Source organism: Streptomyces sp. NPDC022910, from assembly GCF_055561075.1.
This window is the reverse complement of record NZ_JBVHHL010000043.1, coordinates 14,036-28,797: the sequence shown is the minus strand read 5'-3', so window position 1 is coordinate 28,797 and position 14,762 is coordinate 14,036. Positions and strand designations below refer to the sequence as shown.

Here is a 14,762-nt window from a genome sequence, read left to right as displayed (position 1 = left end):
AGTCGTCAGCCGGCCGGTGGACGGTTGCGGCTCGCGTCCGTCCGTGTGGGGGGATTCCTGCATGAAACAGCAGGCGCGGTCTGATGGTCTAACCATCGGACAGGAGATTTACCCGATTGTTATCGCGTGGGCTTGGATCGGTTTACACACGTGAGCTGCCTGCCGTGCCACAGGTGTGCCGGCCTTCAGCTCGGACCTCGACCGAAAACAAGGGACTTGATCGTGACCGGGACCGTGTTCGACGGATAACGCACCCGCCCGATGTCGACGTAGTCGAAGTCCCGCAGGTTCAACCCGTCGATGACGAGCAGATCCCCGGTGACGTCCAGTTCCTCCCGCAGCAGTGTGCCGAGCGTCAGCGCCACGTCCCCGTCGAGCACGAGGTACAGCGGCCTGCCCTGTGCCGTCCGTTCGGCCACCGCGTCCCGGATGCCGCGCGCGAAGGGCAGCAACCTGTCGTGGCTCGGTAGCCCGCTCCATGGCAGGGCGAGGGCGATGTCCGCCCCCGTCTGCGCGACGTCGAGGGCGACCAGGTGCCGGCGGATCGCGGCCTCGACCGCCTGTGCATCCACCGTTTCCCCGAGCTCGTACACCGGCCTGAGGACCTGGAGATTGCGGCGGGGCAGCAGCGCGTCGGGTGCGGAGATACACCCGGTGTTGCCACTGAGCTGGACGCTGTACTCGGACGCCCCCAGCGCCGTCGCCCGGATGCACTCACCCGGCGGCAGCAGCGGATACGGCAGCGCGCCGTCGTCCGCCCGGCGCCGCAGCGCACGGCCCAGGCGGCGACCGAGATCACCGAAGTCCTCGTGCTCGCGGCCGTAGACGTATTCCGCGACTCCGCCGGAGAACATCACCCCCTCGACCGGCCGGATCTTCGGCAGCGGCTCGGTGAGGTACAGCTCGCGGACCTGCGCGGGGAGCGGCTCGGCCGTGACGGCCTGGATCAGCGCGTCGGCCATGGACTCCGCCACCCGGTCCAGCTCGTCACCGCGGACGGTGTCACCGGGTTCCCAGGTGAACCCGGCGCGGGTGGCGTGCATCTTCCCCGCCGGATCGAGCCGTACGATGCGCCCTGCGGAGTCGACCACCTGCAGGCGGCCGCCGATGTGCACGGCGGCGGTCGCCGTGACCCGCCCCCCGTCGAGAACGGCGAGCTTGGTGGTCCCGCCGCCGATGTCGACGTTGAGGATGCGCCGCCCGGTGTCGTACGAGGCCTTCGCCGCTCCCGAACCATAGGCGGCCAGCATGGCCTCCATATGATGACCCGCGCTCGCGTTGACCAGCTCGCCCCCGCGCTCGGCCAGGACGCCAGCGATCGCCTCCGCGTTGCGGCGTCGCAGCGCCTCGCCGGTGAGGATCACCACACCGGTGTCCACGCCGGCCGGGTCGACGGCCGCCGCCTGGTACGCCGCGTCGATGATCGAGCCGAGCGCGCCGGCGTCGATGTGCTCATCGCTCGCGTACGGCGTGAGTTCCACCGGAGAGCGGTGGAGGGTCTCCCGCCGCACCACGAGGTAGCGGCTGGTCAGGTCCTCGCCGATGCGCCGCAGATGCAGCCGTGAGAACACGACCTGCGTACCGGACGACCCGATGTCGATCCCGACGCTGTGCAGCGTGACGTTGTCCTGTTGCCAGATCGGGTTGTCCTCCAGCGCCCGGAGTGCCTCGTCGTCGTGTATGTGGTCGTGGTCGGGGGTGTACGCCGAATAGACCGTGCGCACCCCGTCGGGTTGGCTGTGTTCTTGGGCATGCCGCACGGCCGCGCTCCTCAACGGACGTCGAAATCCTCCGTCAGACGGTCGCGGACCGATCCGGCTGCGGCGGAAGCGTGGCGAGCTCCGCCTCGTAGACGGCGTCCATCTGCGGCTCCATATCGTGCTTGGCCAGGGCCTCGCGGAACGTCTCGCGCACGTACGGCGACTCGTCGGCGTAGTCGATCTGGTCGCCGCCGATGCGCCGGCTGATCCAGGCCTTCGGCACTCCCTGGGCGTTGCGCACGGAGACGACCTCGTGCTTGAACGCGAGGTAGCGGCTCGGTTCGGTCCCAGTGTTGAAGTGCTGGTGGAACCACATGTTCGGGGGGACGATCAGTGTGCCTGGTCCCCACTCGTAGCGGCGGGGCTCCTCGCCCTCCGGCCACATCAGGCTGTAGCCCTCGCCGGAGAGGATGATGACATGGGCGCCCGGTCCGTGCCGGTGTCCCTTCTTGTAGGTCGCCGTGGGGAACTGCGAGATGTGGCTGTTCATCGACCCCCTGGCCATCGCGAAGCGGATGTGGCCGCCGCCCGCGCCCCGCTCCTTGGCCTCGATCAACGGCAGGTTGACCGCGTCCGCGACGAAATTGGTGTCGAGCAGCAGGCCCCTCTGCTCGCCCTTGGGCGAGAAGTAGTCGGGCTCGCCGTTGAAGCGGTCCGGGAAGTCCCTCGGGGTGTTGAAGACGAAGTCGGCGGCGTCGTAGAGGTTGATGACGGGAGGCATGTTCGTCGAGGAGACGAAGCGCGCAGCCTTGCGGCCGGAGCCGTTGAAATGCTGGTGGTGGGCGTTGAGCGGGATGGCGAACATCGAACCCGCCTGCCACTCGAAGGTGACCTCGGCGCCCGCGTCGTTCCAGACCTTCGTCGATCCCTGGCCGTCCAGGATCAGGATCATCTCTTCGAACAGCTGCCGCTGCGGGGCCAGCTTGCCGCCCGCCGGGATCTCGCAGACGTAGCAGTCGTTGGAGGTGCGGGTGGCCTCGTGGTTGATGAACACACCCCGGCCGCCGCGCCGCTCCCACGGCTTCAGCTCGACGGTACGCAGGTCGGGCACATAGTGGGCGGCGATGATGTCCAGCCCCTCCGCGGCGACCCAGCGGGTGTAGGGGGAGTCCTTCTCCGTGGCGAACTTCGCCGCCAGGGAGTCATTGACGATCGCATCCTTGGCCATACGGCGGCCCTTCCTGGTCGGCTCTCGCGACGTGACGTGCGTTGACAGGGCATCGGTGAGATGGGGATTGGTAGAACCATAAGTCCACCACTTGTGGGCGTCAACGACTCGTGCGCGATGATCGGAATCCCTCGTCGGCCACCGCGGCGGCGGCCTCGACCGCCGCCTCCGGGTCCAGATAGCGGCCGCCCCGCACGAGTGGCACCAGGTCCTCGTCGAGGTCGTAGCACAGGGGCATGGCCTTGGGGATGTTCAGGTCCGCTAGCTCGTCGCGGCTCAACCGGTCCAGATGCGCGACGAGGGCCCGCAGCGAGTTGCTGTGCGCGACGACCAGCGTCGTGCGGCCTGCGCGAAGATCGGGCAGGACGGCGTCGTGCCAGTAGGGCAGCAGCCTGGCGGTGACATCGGCCAGCGACTCGGTGCGCGGCAGGAGGCCGCGTGGCACTCCCGCATACCGCGGATCGTCCGCCCCTGTGTCCGCGGAACCATCCACGGCCGGCGGCGGGACCGCGTCGTAGGAACGGCGCCAGAGCCGGAACCGCTCCTCGCCGAACTCCCGCAGCACTTCGCCCTTCTCCCTGCCCTGCAGGGCTCCGTAGTGACGCTCATTGAGCCGCCAGTGCCGGGTGGTGGGCACCGAGGGGCAGCCGGCGGCCTCCGTGACCAGGGCGGCGGTACGCACTGCGCGCGTCAGCACGGAGGTGTGCACCGCCTCGGGGGCGAGGCCGACGGTGCGCAGCAACACCCCGCTGGTTCTGGCTTGTTGCTCACCGCGCGATGTCAGACCGACATCGATCCAACCGGTGAACAGGTTTCTGGCGTTCCATTCGCTCTCGCCGTGGCGAAGCAGGATCAGTGTGCGCATGCCGCCGATTGTGATCCCGCGTCCCGTCTCTTGTTCCGCCTTTCCCGCATCTGGTCTAATGGACAGACCACTGCGCCGAGCGTAGCCCGACGGCGTGCCCGTTCGCAGTGGAATTCCGCCGATCGCGAGAGGAAACAGGGACCTTGCCCAAGGTGATCTACGTCGGCAGCGACGGTCCCGAGTACACCGTCGATGCGACGGTCGGGGACTCGGTCATGGCGGCCGCGGTGAAGAACGGCGTTCCCGGGATCGTCGCCGAGTGCGGCGGCAACCAGTCCTGCGCCACCTGCCACGTCTGGGTGCGCGCATCGTTCGCGTCGCTCGTCGGTCCCCCCGGCGAGATGGAGGACGACCTGCTCGACCTGGCCGTGGCCGAACGGCGCGACACCAGCCGTCTGTCGTGCCAGATCCGCCTCACCCGGGAACTCGACGGGCTCACCGTCGACATCCCCCCGGAGCAGCCCTGAACGCGGGGCCACGCGCCGTTGCGCACCGATGTTCCACGACCCGCCGGCGGGTCAGTACCTGAAAGGGAAACGGCCATGCTCAGAAAAGACATCAACGAGCTGCTCACCCAGACCGGTCCGGGCACGCCGATGGGCGAGTTGTTCCGGCAGTACTGGATTCCCGCGCTCCTCGCCGAAGAGCTCCCCGAGAACGACTGCCCGCCCGTGCGCGTCAAGCTCCTGTCCGAGCGCATGGTCGCCTTCCGTGACAGCGAGGGCCGCTACGGCCTCGTCGACGAGTTCTGCGCGCACCGCGGTGCGTCCCTGTGGTTCGGCCGCAACGAGGGATCCGGTCTGCGCTGCCCGTACCACGGCTGGAAGTACGACGTGACGGGCCAGTGCATCGAGGTCCCCTCGGAGGCCGACAACAGCAGCTTCTGCCAGAACGTCCAGCTGACGTCGTACCCGCTGGTGAAAATAGGTGACGTGCTGTGGACCTACATGGGTGACGCGGCCACCCAGCCCCCGCTTCCGGAGTTCGAGTGGATCCACGTTCCGCCGGAGCAGACCTACACCTCCAAGCGCTGGCAGCAGTGCAACTGGCTGCAGGCTTTCGAGGGCGGCATCGACTCCAGCCACGTCACGTTCCTGCACTCCGGCGGCCTCAAGACCGATCCGCTGTTCAAGGGGGCCAAGGGCAACGAGTACAACCTCAACGACACCAAGCCGTTCTTCGAGGTCGCCGACAGCGAGGGCGGACTGTTCGTCGGCGCCCGTCGCAACGCCGAGGAGGGCAGGTACTACTGGCGGATCACCCCCTGGGTCATGCCGGCCTTCACCATGGTCCCGCCGCGCGGCGACCATCCCGTGCACGGCCACTTCTGGGTGCCGATCGACGACGAGAACTGCTGGACGTACTCCTTCGACTACCACCCCGTGCGCCCGCTCACCGACGCGGAGCGGCAGGCCATGATCGACGGCCACGGCGTGCACAGCAAGAACATCCCGGGCACCTACCGGCCCGTGGCCAACATGGACAACGACTACCTCATCGACCGCGAGGCCCAACGGCGCGGCGAGACCTACTCCGGTGTCGCCGGCATCGCCATGCAGGACGCCTCCCTCCAGGAGAGCATGGGCCCCATCGTCGACCGCTCCAAGGAGCGGCTCGTCCCCGCCGACAGCGGGATCATCAAGGCCCGTCAGAAGTTGCGGAAGGCCGCGATCGCCCTGCGCGACGAGGGTGCCACACCCCCCGGCGTCGACCCCGAGCACCACCGGGTGCGGTCGGCGGCCGTGGTGCTGCCGCGGGCTGAGTCCTTCCTGGAGTCCTGCCGCGACGCGGTGAAGGCGACTCCCGGCGTCGCGCAGTCGTCGGTGTGACATGACGACGGCAGCGATGCACCTGAGCGAAAGTGCCCGTGCGGCCTCGGCGAGCGAGTCGCGGTTCCGGATCGACGTTCCGATCGCCCCGGCCCGATCCGCCCGTGTCGTCGCGCTGGATGAGCGAGCGGCATCGGTGGCGCGCCGCCTCGCCGAACGGCCCTGGGCTCACGCACGCTTCTACACCAGTGCCGGAATCCGGGACGGCGACGGGCCGCTGCACGAACTCGACGGCGTGGCCGCCCCGCTCGACGAGGTCCTCACCGGTACCGACGTGGTCGTCGTCCTGGCCACCGAGGACGGCGGCCGGGCCGCCGCGGCGGCGATCGGCAGGCTCTGCGGCCGACGCGGTATCACCACGGCGGGAGTGGTCCTCGGCGACGGATTCGAGGCCGATGACGCCGTCGCCGCCCTACGGCCCTACGCCCGCGTGCTGCTGCTGTCCGCCGACGAGAGCGACGCCTTCGAACTGCTCACCGCACTCAGGGTCTAGGAGGTCTCATGTCCGAGAAGGTCACCCTGCGCGGACTGCGGCGGATGAAGGACGAGGGGCGCAAGATCGTCGGTGTCGTGGCCTGGGACTACCAGATCGCGCGCATCGTCGACCAGGCCGAGGTCGACCTCGTCTCCGTCGGCGACACGGTGGGCGTCAACCTGTGGGGGCATGCCAACCCCTTCGAGGTGACGATGGACCAGATGATCACGGTTGCCCAGGCGGTACGGAGGGGCGTGAACCGGGCCCTGGTGAGTGCGGACTTCCCCTTCGGTCCCCTGCAGGAGGGCACCGCCGGCGCGGTGCGGGCGGCTATCCGGTTCGTCAAGGAGGCCGGCGTCGACATGGTCAAGCTGGATGCGGCCCCCGACTTCCCCGACGCCGTCGCCGCGATCACCCGGGCCGGGATCCCCGTGTTCGCCCAGTTCGGGATCACCCCGCAGACCGCGCTGCGCTATGGCGTCGAGTACAGCGCGCTCCCCTCCCGTGCCGACCAGGTGCCGGTGGAGATGAAGGACGCCATGGTGGCGGAGGCGAAACGGCTCGAGGAGGCCGGGGCCGCCCTGCTGAACTTCACCAACTCCGGTCCGGTGGTGGGGGCCGCCGTCGCCGAGGCCGTCTCCATCCCGGTGCTCGGCGGATTCGGCGGCGGCCCCTGGCTCGACGGGCGGATGCGCATGGCCCACGCGGCCATCGGCTACGCCGCGTCGGCCCTCGACGATCCGCCGGTCACCTACGCCAACGTCGCCCGGATCACGCTCGACGCGATCACCGCCTACTCCGCGGACGTGCGAGCGGCACGCCAGGTCGCCGGCGGTGTACCCGTCCCGCCGGCGACCTGACGACCGGCCGACCGACGAAAGGACCAAGGACCGTGCCCACCGCAGTCATCGACGGGATCCCGACGCGCTACGAGGTCGCCGGCTCGGGACCACCCCTGCTGATGTTCTCGCCCGGAGGCTTCGACTCGAGTCTGGAAGGCTGGCGGACGGTGGGCCTCTACCGGCGCCTCCGCCTGCTCGACCACCTCACCGAGAAGTTCACCTGCGTCACCTTCGACCGGCGCGAGTCCGGGCGGTCCGGGGGACGCCTGGAGCGCATCTCCTGGTCCGACTACGTACGACAGGGCGTCGGACTGCTCGACCACCTCGGGATCGAGCGCGCGCACCTGATGGGTGGCTGCGTGGGCTGCTCCACCGCCGCGGCCGTCGCCATAGCCCGTCCGGAACGCGTGCTGAGCATGGTGCTGTACTCACCCGCGGGCGGTGTGAAGTACCGGATGAAACAACATGACAGGTTCCGGCGGCATCTGGTGTACGCCGACGAGCACGGACTGGAGCAGGTGGTCTCCCTGGTGCGTGGGTCGGAGGCGGGCTTCACGAAGGATCCCCGCGTCGGTCCCTGGGCCCAGGTCCTGCGTGGCGACGTCGAGTTCGCCGATGCCTACGCCCGGACCGATCCCGACCGCTACCGGGCGACGGTGACCGGCATGGCACGGCTGCTGTTCGACCGGGACACGGTTCCTGGACCGGAGCCGGAGGACCTTCTCCGGCTCGACGTCCCGGCGCTCATCGTCCCCGGGCAGGACACCTCGCACGCGCCGTCGGCCGCGCGTTACCTGCAGGAGTGCATCCCGGACACCGAGTACTGGGACGTGCCGGTGGCCCAGCAGACGGAGGAGTCGGCGTCGGCACGGGTGCTGGAGTTCCTCGCTGGGGTCGACGCATAACGAGAGGCACGGGGCTCGGCCGCCAGGAGAGGCGTGGCCGAGCCCCCTGCGCACGCGGATCAGGCTTCTGCCGACTTCCGCTCGAGTTCGGCGATCTGCTCGAGTCGCCGGGCGTGCACCCCGCCCTTGAAAGGGGTCGTCAGCCACGTCTCGACGATCTCCTCGGCGCGTTCCGGGGCGAGGACCTTGGCCGCGAGAACGAGAACGTTGGAGTCGTTGTTGCCGCGGGAGATCTGTGCGCTCCACACGTCGTGGCACAGCCCAGCCCGTATCCCGTGGATCTTGTTGCAGGCGACGGTCTCTCCGAGCCCGCTACCGCCGAGGACGATCCCACGCTCAGTGACGCCCTCGGTCACCTGCCGGCAGACGTCCGCGCAGAGCGGCGGGTAGTCGACCGTTGCCTCCGTGTGGCTCCCGAGGTCGTTGACGCTGTGTCCGTGCGCCGTCAGCCACGTGGTGAGTCGGGTTTTCAGGGCGAGGCCGTTGTGGTCGGCGGCGATGGCGATGCGCATGCTGGTCCCTTCGGCGGAGGGGGGAACTTCGGTCAGGCGATCAGCGTGCGCGTGCTCTCGGCGAACAAGTCGTCGAGGGGCAGCGGTCGCTCGAGGATATGCTGGTCCATCGCGTGGCGCATGAGCTCCTCCAGCACGGTGCGGTTCGGCTCCATGCCGTACGGCAGCGGATCCGCGCCGGTCATTTCCAGGACCCGCCGGTACATGAGGTCCGTCTCGGTCGGGGAATCGATCGCCGCGCCGTGCAGCCGATCCACATACAGCTGCTTGGCGCGGGCGAAGGCGTCGAAGACCAGCGCTCCCAACTCCGGTTGCCGCTCCAGCAGTTCGTCGCGGATCACGACGAGATGGTTGATCGGGTAGAGTCCGCGGTCGCGCAGGGCGGTGAAACCGGCCTCCTCGGGATCCGGGATCAGCGGAGCCAGGGCCGGAGACGTCGGCCTCGGGCCGATCACCGCGGCCAGTTCGCCGCGGATCAGCATGTCCTCCAGGGAGCCGCCGGGCTCCATGGGGAGGACGTTCGCGGGCGGCCGGTACGCCGCCACGTGCTCGTCGCCCGACAGTACCCACGTCACCTTGTCGAGGTCGACGCCGTACTCCTCCTGGAGGACGGCCCGCGCCCAGACGCCGGTGGTCACCGTGTAACCCCGGCTGACACCGACCCTGCGCCCTTCAAGGTCTTTGGGGCTGCGCACATCTGACGCAGGGTCATGAAAGATCGCTGCGTGGTGGAAACCGCGCACCAGGAAGACGGGCACGGCCGTGAACCGCGCGCCGTGTGCCTTCGCCACCAGGTAGGTGGTCAGCGCCATCTCGCTGACGTCGTACTCCGTTGCCCGCACCATGCGCCGGAAGGCATGGACGAGAACGGGCACTTCCTCGAAGTCGAAGCGGAAGCCGCGGGGCGTGACCGCTCCCGTCTTGAGCGCCTCGTTGTTGCCCTGGGTGCGGGTGACGGTCCTGAGCAGAGGTACGACCATGGCCCGAAAGGTAGCATGGTTAGTCCATAAGTCCATAGACTGTCGTCCGGCGGGACATCCCCGAACGTGAGGAGACGACGTCATGGCGGAACAGGTACTGGCGGCGGTGAGGACGGCGCCCGGCCGGACAGAACTACGGGAGTTCCCGATGCCGGACATTCCCGACGACGCAGCGCTGCTGAAGGTCGAGGTCGCCGGGATCTGCGGCACCGACGTGAAGATGTACGCCAAGCCGCCGTTCGCCGATCCCGTGATCATGGGCCACGAGAATGTCGGCGTCATCGCCAAGGCGGGACGCACGTTCACCGAGCGCAAGGGCCTGACCGAAGGCGATCGGGTCTTCGTCGAGCACTACGTCGGCTGCCACCGCTGCGCGTGGTGCCATCAGGGCGAGTACCGCCACTGCGAGGCCACCGACTGGCGCACCAACCCCGACGCCCGCCGTTACGGCTACACCTCGGCGAACCACCCGTACCACCTGTGGGGCGGCTTCGCCCAGTACCTGTACCTGCCGTGGAACTCGGTGACGCACCGCGTGCCCGACAGCGTCTCGGCCGAACTCGCCGGCCTGGTCACTCCGTTGTCGAACGGCATCGAGTGGGCGCTGGTCACCGCGGGTGTCGGCTACGCCTCCACCGTCCTCATCCAGGGCCCCGGTCAGCAGGGCCTGTCCCAGGTGGTCGCCTGCAAGCAGGCGGGCGCCGCGCTCATCATCGTCACGGGCACCACGCGGGACGCCGCGCGCCTGTCCCTCGCGCGGGAGCTGGGAGCCGACCACGTCATCGACGTGACGCGGGAGGACGCGCTGTCCCGTGTCCTGGAGATCACCGGTGGCCGCGGGGTCGACGTCGTCCTGGACTGCACCGCGGGCGCGGGCACCGCACCCGTCCTGCTCGGCATCGACGCCCTCAAGCGGCGCGAGGGCACGATGGTGGTCCAGGGCGAACTGGCCGCCTTTCCCGACTTCCCGATGAAGAAGCTGACGGAGAAGTCGATCGCCCTCAAGAGTGCCCGCGGTCACAGCTACCGCTCCTGCGAACTCGCCTTGGAGCAACTGGCGTCCGCCCGCTTCCCCCTGGAGAAGCTGAGCACTCACGGTTTCCCGCTCGCCGAGGCCGACCGAGCCATACGCACCGTCGCCGGCGAGACCGGCGAGGACGCCGTGCACGTCTCCCTCCTGCCCTGGGCGGTGGCATGAGCATCGTCGTCCGCAACCCACGCCGCGCCGACCAGGCGATCGTCGACGCCCTCGCCGGATTCGGCGTCGCCACCGTCCACGAGGCCCGACAGCGCGCCGGCCTCCTCGACCCCGCCCTGCGCCCCGTCTGGTCAGGCGCGCACCTGGCCGGCACCGCCGTGACCGTCAGCGTGCCCCCCGGGGACAACTGGATGATCCACGTCGCGGTGGAACAGTGCCGGGACGGCGACGTTCTCGTGGTCGCCCCCACCTCCCCCTCCGAGGCGGGCTACTTCGGTGATCTGCTCGCCACCGCGGTGGCCGCACGAGGCGTGCGCGGACTGGTCATCGACGCGGGCTGCCGCGACGTCGCCGAACTGCACCGGATGAACTTTCCCGTCTGGTCGCGGCACATCAGCGCGTTCGGCACCGTCAAGGAGACCCTGGGCGACGTCAACACGCCGATCGTCTGCGCCGGCCAGCGGATCGAGCCGGGCGATGTGATCGTCGCCGACGACGACGGCGTGGTCGTCGTCCCGCGAAGCGACGCTGCGGCGGTGCTCACGGCCTGCCGCGCGCGGGAGGAGAAGGAGGCCGCCAGCCGCAAGCGGTACGCGAGCGGCGAACTCAGCCTCGACATCAACGCGATGCGTGACCGGCTCGCACGCAAGGGCCTGACCTACGTCGACCAGGAGCCCACCCGGTGATCATTGACGTGCACGGTCACTACACGACAGCCCCCAGGCAGCACCAGGCCTTCCGCGACGCCCAGTTGGCCTGCCTGGCCGACCCGTCGCTGCCCGCCCCGGTGCCCGCCGCCATCAGCGACGACGCGATCCGCGAGAGCGTCGAGAACAACCAGCTCAAGCTGCTGCGGGAGCGCGGGGGCGACCTGATGCTCTTCTCGCCGAAGGCCTCCGGAATGGCACACCACGTCCCGGACCCGGCCACCGCACGCGAGTGGGCGCGAGCGAACAACGACCTCGTCCACCGGGCCGTCGAGCTGTTCCCTCGCAGCTTCGCCGCCGTCTGCCAGTTGCCGCAGACCCCGGGCGGCACGCTCGACGGCGCGATCGCCGAACTACGTCGCTGCGTGGAGGGCCTCGGCTTCGTCGGCTGCAACGTCAACCCCGACCCGTCCGGCGGTCACTGGACCTCGCCGCCCCTCACCGACCCGTACTGGTTCCCCCTGTACGAGGCGATGGTCGAGCTGGACGTCCCCGCCATGATCCACGTCTCGGCGTCCTGCAACCCGAACTTCCACGCGCTTGGCGCCCACTACCTCAACGCCGACACCTCGGCATTCATGCAGTTCGTCGAGGGCGACCTGTTCTCCCGCTTCCCGGCGCTGCGGTTCGTGATCCCGCACGGCGGCGGGGCCGTGCCCTACCACTGGGGGCGCTACCGCGGGCTCGCCGTACGGCTGGGCCGCCCCGACCCGGCCGAACACGTCATGAGCAACGTCTTCTTCGACACCTGCGTGTACCACCAACCAGGCATCGACCTCCTGCACCGGGTGATCGGCGCCGACAACATCCTGTTCGCCTCGGAGATGCTGGGCGCCGTGCGTGGCGCCGACCCGGAGACCGGCATCGCCTGGGACGACACCAAGAGGTACGTCGACCGGGCCGGACTCAGCGACGAGCAGCGGCACAAGGTCTACGAGGCCAACGCACGGCGCGTCTATCCGCGCCTGGACGCACGTCTGACGGCGGAAGGCAGGTAGCCGCACATGGCCCGACTGCACCTCACCTTCGCCTGCGGCGACTACGACCGCACGCGTGCCCTTGAGGAGGGCACCGTCCGCCCCGACGGCATCGAGCTGACGTATCTGCGGCTGCCCGTCGAGGAGACCTTCTTCCGAATGATGCGGCACCAGGAATTCGAGGTGGCGGAGATGTCGCTGTCCTCGTATGTCCTCACACTGCGTACCGACCCTGCGCCGTTCGTGGCGCTGCCGGTGTTCACCTCGCGCATGTTCCGGCACGGCTCGCTCTACTGCCATGCCGACGCGGGCATTTCGTCCCCCGAGGACCTGCGGGGCAAGCGCATCGGTACCCCGGAGTACCAGCTGACCGCCTGTGTGTGGATGCGCGGCATCCTGGCCGACCGGCACGGGGTGCCGTTCGACTCGGTCAGCTACTTCACCGGTGGCCAGGAGACACCGGGCCGCATCGAGAAGGCGGGTGTCGACCTGCCCGACTCACTGCGCATCAGCCGCATCCCCGAGGACAGGACACTCGCGGAGATGCTGGCCGCGGGTGAACTCGACGCACTGTGCACACCACGGGTGCCGAGCCCGTTCGTCGCCGGAGACGCGCGCGTACGCCGGGTGTTCCCGGACGTCGTGGGCGCCGAGAAGGAGTACTACGCGGCCACCGGCATCTTCCCGATCATGCATGTGGTGGTGATCAGACGGGACGTCTACGACCGTCACCGCTGGGTCGCGCAGTCGCTCTACAAGGCTCTGCTGGCCGCCAAGGAAGCGGCGTACGAGAACCTCTACGACACCTCGGCACTTCGGTTCATGCTGCCCTGGCTCATCCCCCAACTCGAGGAGGCCCGGAGCCTCCTGGGCAGCGACTACTGGTCCTACGGCATCGAGGACAACCGTGACGCGCTGGAGACCTTCCTGCGCTACCACCTCGAGCAGGGGCTGTCCGCGCGGTTGTGGCGGCCCGAGGAACTGTTCGCCCCCGAATCGCTGGAATCCGCGGTCATCTGACGGCCGTCGGCCCAGCAGAAGAGGCGTGAGGTACTGACCTCACGCCTCTTCGGGCAACTCGCCCTGCAGAGGGCATGCGACGCCGGGCGCTCAGGTGGTGGGCACCACGGCCGGACGCGTCGCCAGCAGCGCCTTGAGCGGCGTGCCGACGTCGCCCGCGACGCTCGCCGGGACGGTCGCTCCCACCGTGAGGGCCTTGCGTACCGCCATGTAGTCCGCGGGGCTGTTGACCGCATCGATCGCCAGGAGTTCGTCCTGCCGGTAGTACAGGACGGAGAATCGTTCGCTGTCCGGCTCGCCCCGCACCACGCATGCGTCGTAGCCGCTCGACAAGCCGGCGATCTGCAGTTTGAGGTCACCCTGGTACGACCAGAACCAGGGCACCGATCTCGTCGCAGCCGGCCTGCCGAGCAGCGATGCGGCAGCCACCGTGGCCTGGGCGACGGCGTTCTGCACGGACTCCAGTCGCACTCGACCGAGGCCCGTCATGGGGTTCGGCTGGACGGTGCAGTCGCCGGCGGCGGCGATGTGGGGATTGCTGGTGCGGGCGTAGCTGTCGACGACGATGCCGTGGTCGCACTCGAGCCCCAGGTCTTCGGCGAGTTCGGTGCGCGGGATCACCCCGACCCCGACGAGGACGAGATCGGCCGGCAGCGTCGTACCGTCCGCGAGGCCTACTGCGGTGACCCGCCCGCGGGCCCCCTCGAAACCCGCGACCGCGGCGGACAGCAACACCCGGGTGCCGCGCCGTAGATGGGCCTGCCGATAGAACTCCGAGACGACGGGTGCTACGGCCCGGGGGATCAGCCGGGGGGCGGCCTCGACTACGGTGACGTCCTTGCCGAGCGCCCGGGCGACTGCCGCCGCTTCCAGCCCGATGAAGCCGCCGCCGACGACCACGACGCGGGACGCGGAGGCGAGGCGCTGCCGCAGATCCGTCGCGTCGTCACGGTCACGGAGACAGCAGATGCCGTCGAGGCCGGCCCCGGGCACGGCCAGCCGCCGGAGCCTGGCTCCGACGGTGAGGGCCAGGCGGTCGAAGGTGAACGTGCGCCCCTTCGCGGTCCCCGCGGTACCGGAGCCAGGGCGACCCGAGGGGGAGAGCGCGACCTCGGTGACCCGCTCACCACTGACGAGGTCGATTCCCGCACCGGCGTAGTAGGACGGGGTACGGAGGGCCAGCGCCTCCAGATCCGTCTCTCCGCTGAGGAACTCCTTGGACAGGGGCGGTCGCTGGTACGGCGCATGGACCTCCTCACCCACCAGAGTGATCGGCCCGGTGTCTCCCAACTGCCTCAGGGACACGGCAAGTTGGAGTCCAGCCTGGCTGGCGCCGACGATGAGCGTTCCGGCCGTCATTTCGTGGCCCCTCTCGACTGCCCATTAATGTCATACCATTATACCAACGCAGGATCAGGTGGTGGGGCGTTGTCATCAACGCGCCCCCCGATTGGCGCGCGGGACTTCCTGGACTATCTGTGACATAAATGTCAAACAAGGTCATTACCTACCGCGAGCGGAGGT

General features: G+C 69.2%; 15 protein-coding genes. 9 read left to right on the top strand and 6 right to left on the bottom strand.

What is annotated here, in order from left to right:
* Positions 1 to 185: 185 nt before the first annotated feature.
* From ACZ3TS_RS30795 to ACZ3TS_RS30785, 3 genes are all read right to left on the bottom strand, one after another.
* The gene (locus ACZ3TS_RS30795) at positions 186 to 1,760 is read right to left on the bottom strand and encodes an ethanolamine ammonia-lyase reactivating factor EutA (protein WP_467624360.1); all 1,575 of its coding nucleotides are present in this window, start codon (positions 1,758 to 1,760) and stop codon (positions 186 to 188) included.
* Between the two features lie 34 nt (positions 1,761 to 1,794).
* Positions 1,795 to 2,928 (bottom strand): cupin domain-containing protein, encoded by a 1,134-nt coding sequence (locus ACZ3TS_RS30790; protein ID WP_467624358.1) that lies wholly within the window; start codon positions 2,926 to 2,928, stop codon positions 1,795 to 1,797.
* A gap of 100 nt (positions 2,929 to 3,028) precedes the next feature.
* Positions 3,029 to 3,793: a 2,3-bisphosphoglycerate-dependent phosphoglycerate mutase gene (locus tag ACZ3TS_RS30785; RefSeq protein ID WP_467624356.1), complete on the bottom strand. Its 765-nt coding sequence runs from the start codon at positions 3,791 to 3,793 to the stop codon at positions 3,029 to 3,031.
* 152 nt (positions 3,794 to 3,945) lie between these two features.
* On the opposite strand from ACZ3TS_RS30785, the gene ACZ3TS_RS30780 reads away from it, so the two are divergent.
* From ACZ3TS_RS30780 to ACZ3TS_RS30760, 5 genes are all read left to right on the top strand, one after another.
* Positions 3,946 to 4,260 (top strand): 2Fe-2S iron-sulfur cluster-binding protein, encoded by a 315-nt coding sequence (locus tag ACZ3TS_RS30780; RefSeq protein ID WP_467624442.1) that lies wholly within the window; start codon positions 3,946 to 3,948, stop codon positions 4,258 to 4,260.
* A 75-nt stretch (positions 4,261 to 4,335) separates the two neighbouring features.
* A complete protein-coding gene (locus ACZ3TS_RS30775) occupies positions 4,336 to 5,622 on the top strand; it encodes an aromatic ring-hydroxylating dioxygenase subunit alpha (RefSeq protein WP_467624354.1) in 1,287 nt (428 codons plus the stop codon).
* A 1-nt stretch (position 5,623) separates the two neighbouring features.
* The gene (locus ACZ3TS_RS30770) at positions 5,624 to 6,115 is read left to right on the top strand and encodes a 3-methyl-2-oxobutanoate hydroxymethyltransferase (RefSeq protein ID WP_467624352.1); all 492 of its coding nucleotides are present in this window, start codon (positions 5,624 to 5,626) and stop codon (positions 6,113 to 6,115) included.
* Between the two features lie 8 nt (positions 6,116 to 6,123).
* The gene (locus ACZ3TS_RS30765; RefSeq protein WP_467624350.1) at positions 6,124 to 6,957 is read left to right on the top strand and encodes a 3-methyl-2-oxobutanoate hydroxymethyltransferase; all 834 of its coding nucleotides are present in this window, start codon (positions 6,124 to 6,126) and stop codon (positions 6,955 to 6,957) included.
* 32 nt (positions 6,958 to 6,989) lie between these two features.
* Complete coding sequence (locus ACZ3TS_RS30760; protein WP_467624348.1) at positions 6,990 to 7,844, top strand: alpha/beta fold hydrolase; 855 nt, start codon at positions 6,990 to 6,992, stop codon at positions 7,842 to 7,844.
* A gap of 59 nt (positions 7,845 to 7,903) precedes the next feature.
* Here ACZ3TS_RS30760 and ACZ3TS_RS30755 read toward each other — a convergent pair whose 3' ends face one another.
* A complete protein-coding gene (locus ACZ3TS_RS30755; protein ID WP_467624346.1) occupies positions 7,904 to 8,356 on the bottom strand; it encodes an RpiB/LacA/LacB family sugar-phosphate isomerase in 453 nt (150 codons plus the stop codon).
* A 32-nt stretch (positions 8,357 to 8,388) separates the two neighbouring features.
* A complete protein-coding gene (locus ACZ3TS_RS30750; RefSeq protein ID WP_467624343.1) occupies positions 8,389 to 9,336 on the bottom strand; it encodes an ABC transporter substrate-binding protein in 948 nt (315 codons plus the stop codon).
* 82 nt (positions 9,337 to 9,418) lie between these two features.
* Between ACZ3TS_RS30750 and ACZ3TS_RS30745 the strand changes: the two genes are divergently transcribed.
* From ACZ3TS_RS30745 to ACZ3TS_RS30730, 4 genes are read left to right on the top strand one after another with little or no spacing between them, the layout of a single operon-like run.
* Complete coding sequence (locus tag ACZ3TS_RS30745) at positions 9,419 to 10,534, top strand: zinc-dependent alcohol dehydrogenase (RefSeq protein WP_467624341.1); 1,116 nt, start codon at positions 9,419 to 9,421, stop codon at positions 10,532 to 10,534.
* On the top strand, positions 10,531 to 11,220 hold the full coding sequence (locus tag ACZ3TS_RS30740; RefSeq protein ID WP_467624338.1) for a 4-carboxy-4-hydroxy-2-oxoadipate aldolase/oxaloacetate decarboxylase: 690 nt from the start codon (positions 10,531 to 10,533) through the stop codon (positions 11,218 to 11,220). Before ACZ3TS_RS30745 ends, ACZ3TS_RS30740 begins: the two co-directional genes overlap by 4 nt.
* On the top strand, positions 11,217 to 12,239 hold the full coding sequence (locus tag ACZ3TS_RS30735; RefSeq protein WP_467624336.1) for an amidohydrolase family protein: 1,023 nt from the start codon (positions 11,217 to 11,219) through the stop codon (positions 12,237 to 12,239). The genes ACZ3TS_RS30740 and ACZ3TS_RS30735 overlap by 4 nt, the downstream gene beginning before the upstream one ends.
* A gap of 6 nt (positions 12,240 to 12,245) precedes the next feature.
* The gene (locus ACZ3TS_RS30730; protein ID WP_467624333.1) at positions 12,246 to 13,238 is read left to right on the top strand and encodes a substrate-binding domain-containing protein; all 993 of its coding nucleotides are present in this window, start codon (positions 12,246 to 12,248) and stop codon (positions 13,236 to 13,238) included.
* A 90-nt stretch (positions 13,239 to 13,328) separates the two neighbouring features.
* Here ACZ3TS_RS30730 and ACZ3TS_RS30725 read toward each other — a convergent pair whose 3' ends face one another.
* On the bottom strand, positions 13,329 to 14,597 hold the full coding sequence (locus ACZ3TS_RS30725) for an NAD(P)/FAD-dependent oxidoreductase (protein ID WP_467624330.1): 1,269 nt from the start codon (positions 14,595 to 14,597) through the stop codon (positions 13,329 to 13,331).
* Positions 14,598 to 14,762 lie beyond the last annotated feature (165 nt).

Excerpts from the sequence above, each read along its gene's own strand:
- ACZ3TS_RS30790 (WP_467624358.1), bottom strand. The coding sequence starts at position 2,928 with ATGGCCAAGGATGCGATCGTCAATGACTCCCTGGCGGCGAAGTTCGCC.
- ACZ3TS_RS30785 (WP_467624356.1), bottom strand. The coding sequence starts at position 3,793 with ATGCGCACACTGATCCTGCTTCGCCACGGCGAGAGCGAATGGAACGCC.
- ACZ3TS_RS30775 (WP_467624354.1), top strand. The coding sequence starts at position 4,336 with ATGCTCAGAAAAGACATCAACGAGCTGCTCACCCAGACCGGTCCGGGC.
- ACZ3TS_RS30770 (WP_467624352.1), top strand. The coding sequence starts at position 5,624 with ATGACGACGGCAGCGATGCACCTGAGCGAAAGTGCCCGTGCGGCCTCG.
- ACZ3TS_RS30765 (WP_467624350.1), top strand. The coding sequence starts at position 6,124 with ATGTCCGAGAAGGTCACCCTGCGCGGACTGCGGCGGATGAAGGACGAG.
- ACZ3TS_RS30755 (WP_467624346.1), bottom strand. The coding sequence starts at position 8,356 with ATGCGCATCGCCATCGCCGCCGACCACAACGGCCTCGCCCTGAAAACC.
- ACZ3TS_RS30750 (WP_467624343.1), bottom strand. The coding sequence starts at position 9,336 with ATGGTCGTACCTCTGCTCAGGACCGTCACCCGCACCCAGGGCAACAAC.
- ACZ3TS_RS30745 (WP_467624341.1), top strand. The coding sequence starts at position 9,419 with ATGGCGGAACAGGTACTGGCGGCGGTGAGGACGGCGCCCGGCCGGACA.
- ACZ3TS_RS30740 (WP_467624338.1), top strand. The coding sequence starts at position 10,531 with ATGAGCATCGTCGTCCGCAACCCACGCCGCGCCGACCAGGCGATCGTC.
- ACZ3TS_RS30730 (WP_467624333.1), top strand. The coding sequence starts at position 12,246 with ATGGCCCGACTGCACCTCACCTTCGCCTGCGGCGACTACGACCGCACG.
- ACZ3TS_RS30725 (WP_467624330.1), bottom strand. The coding sequence starts at position 14,597 with ATGACGGCCGGAACGCTCATCGTCGGCGCCAGCCAGGCTGGACTCCAA.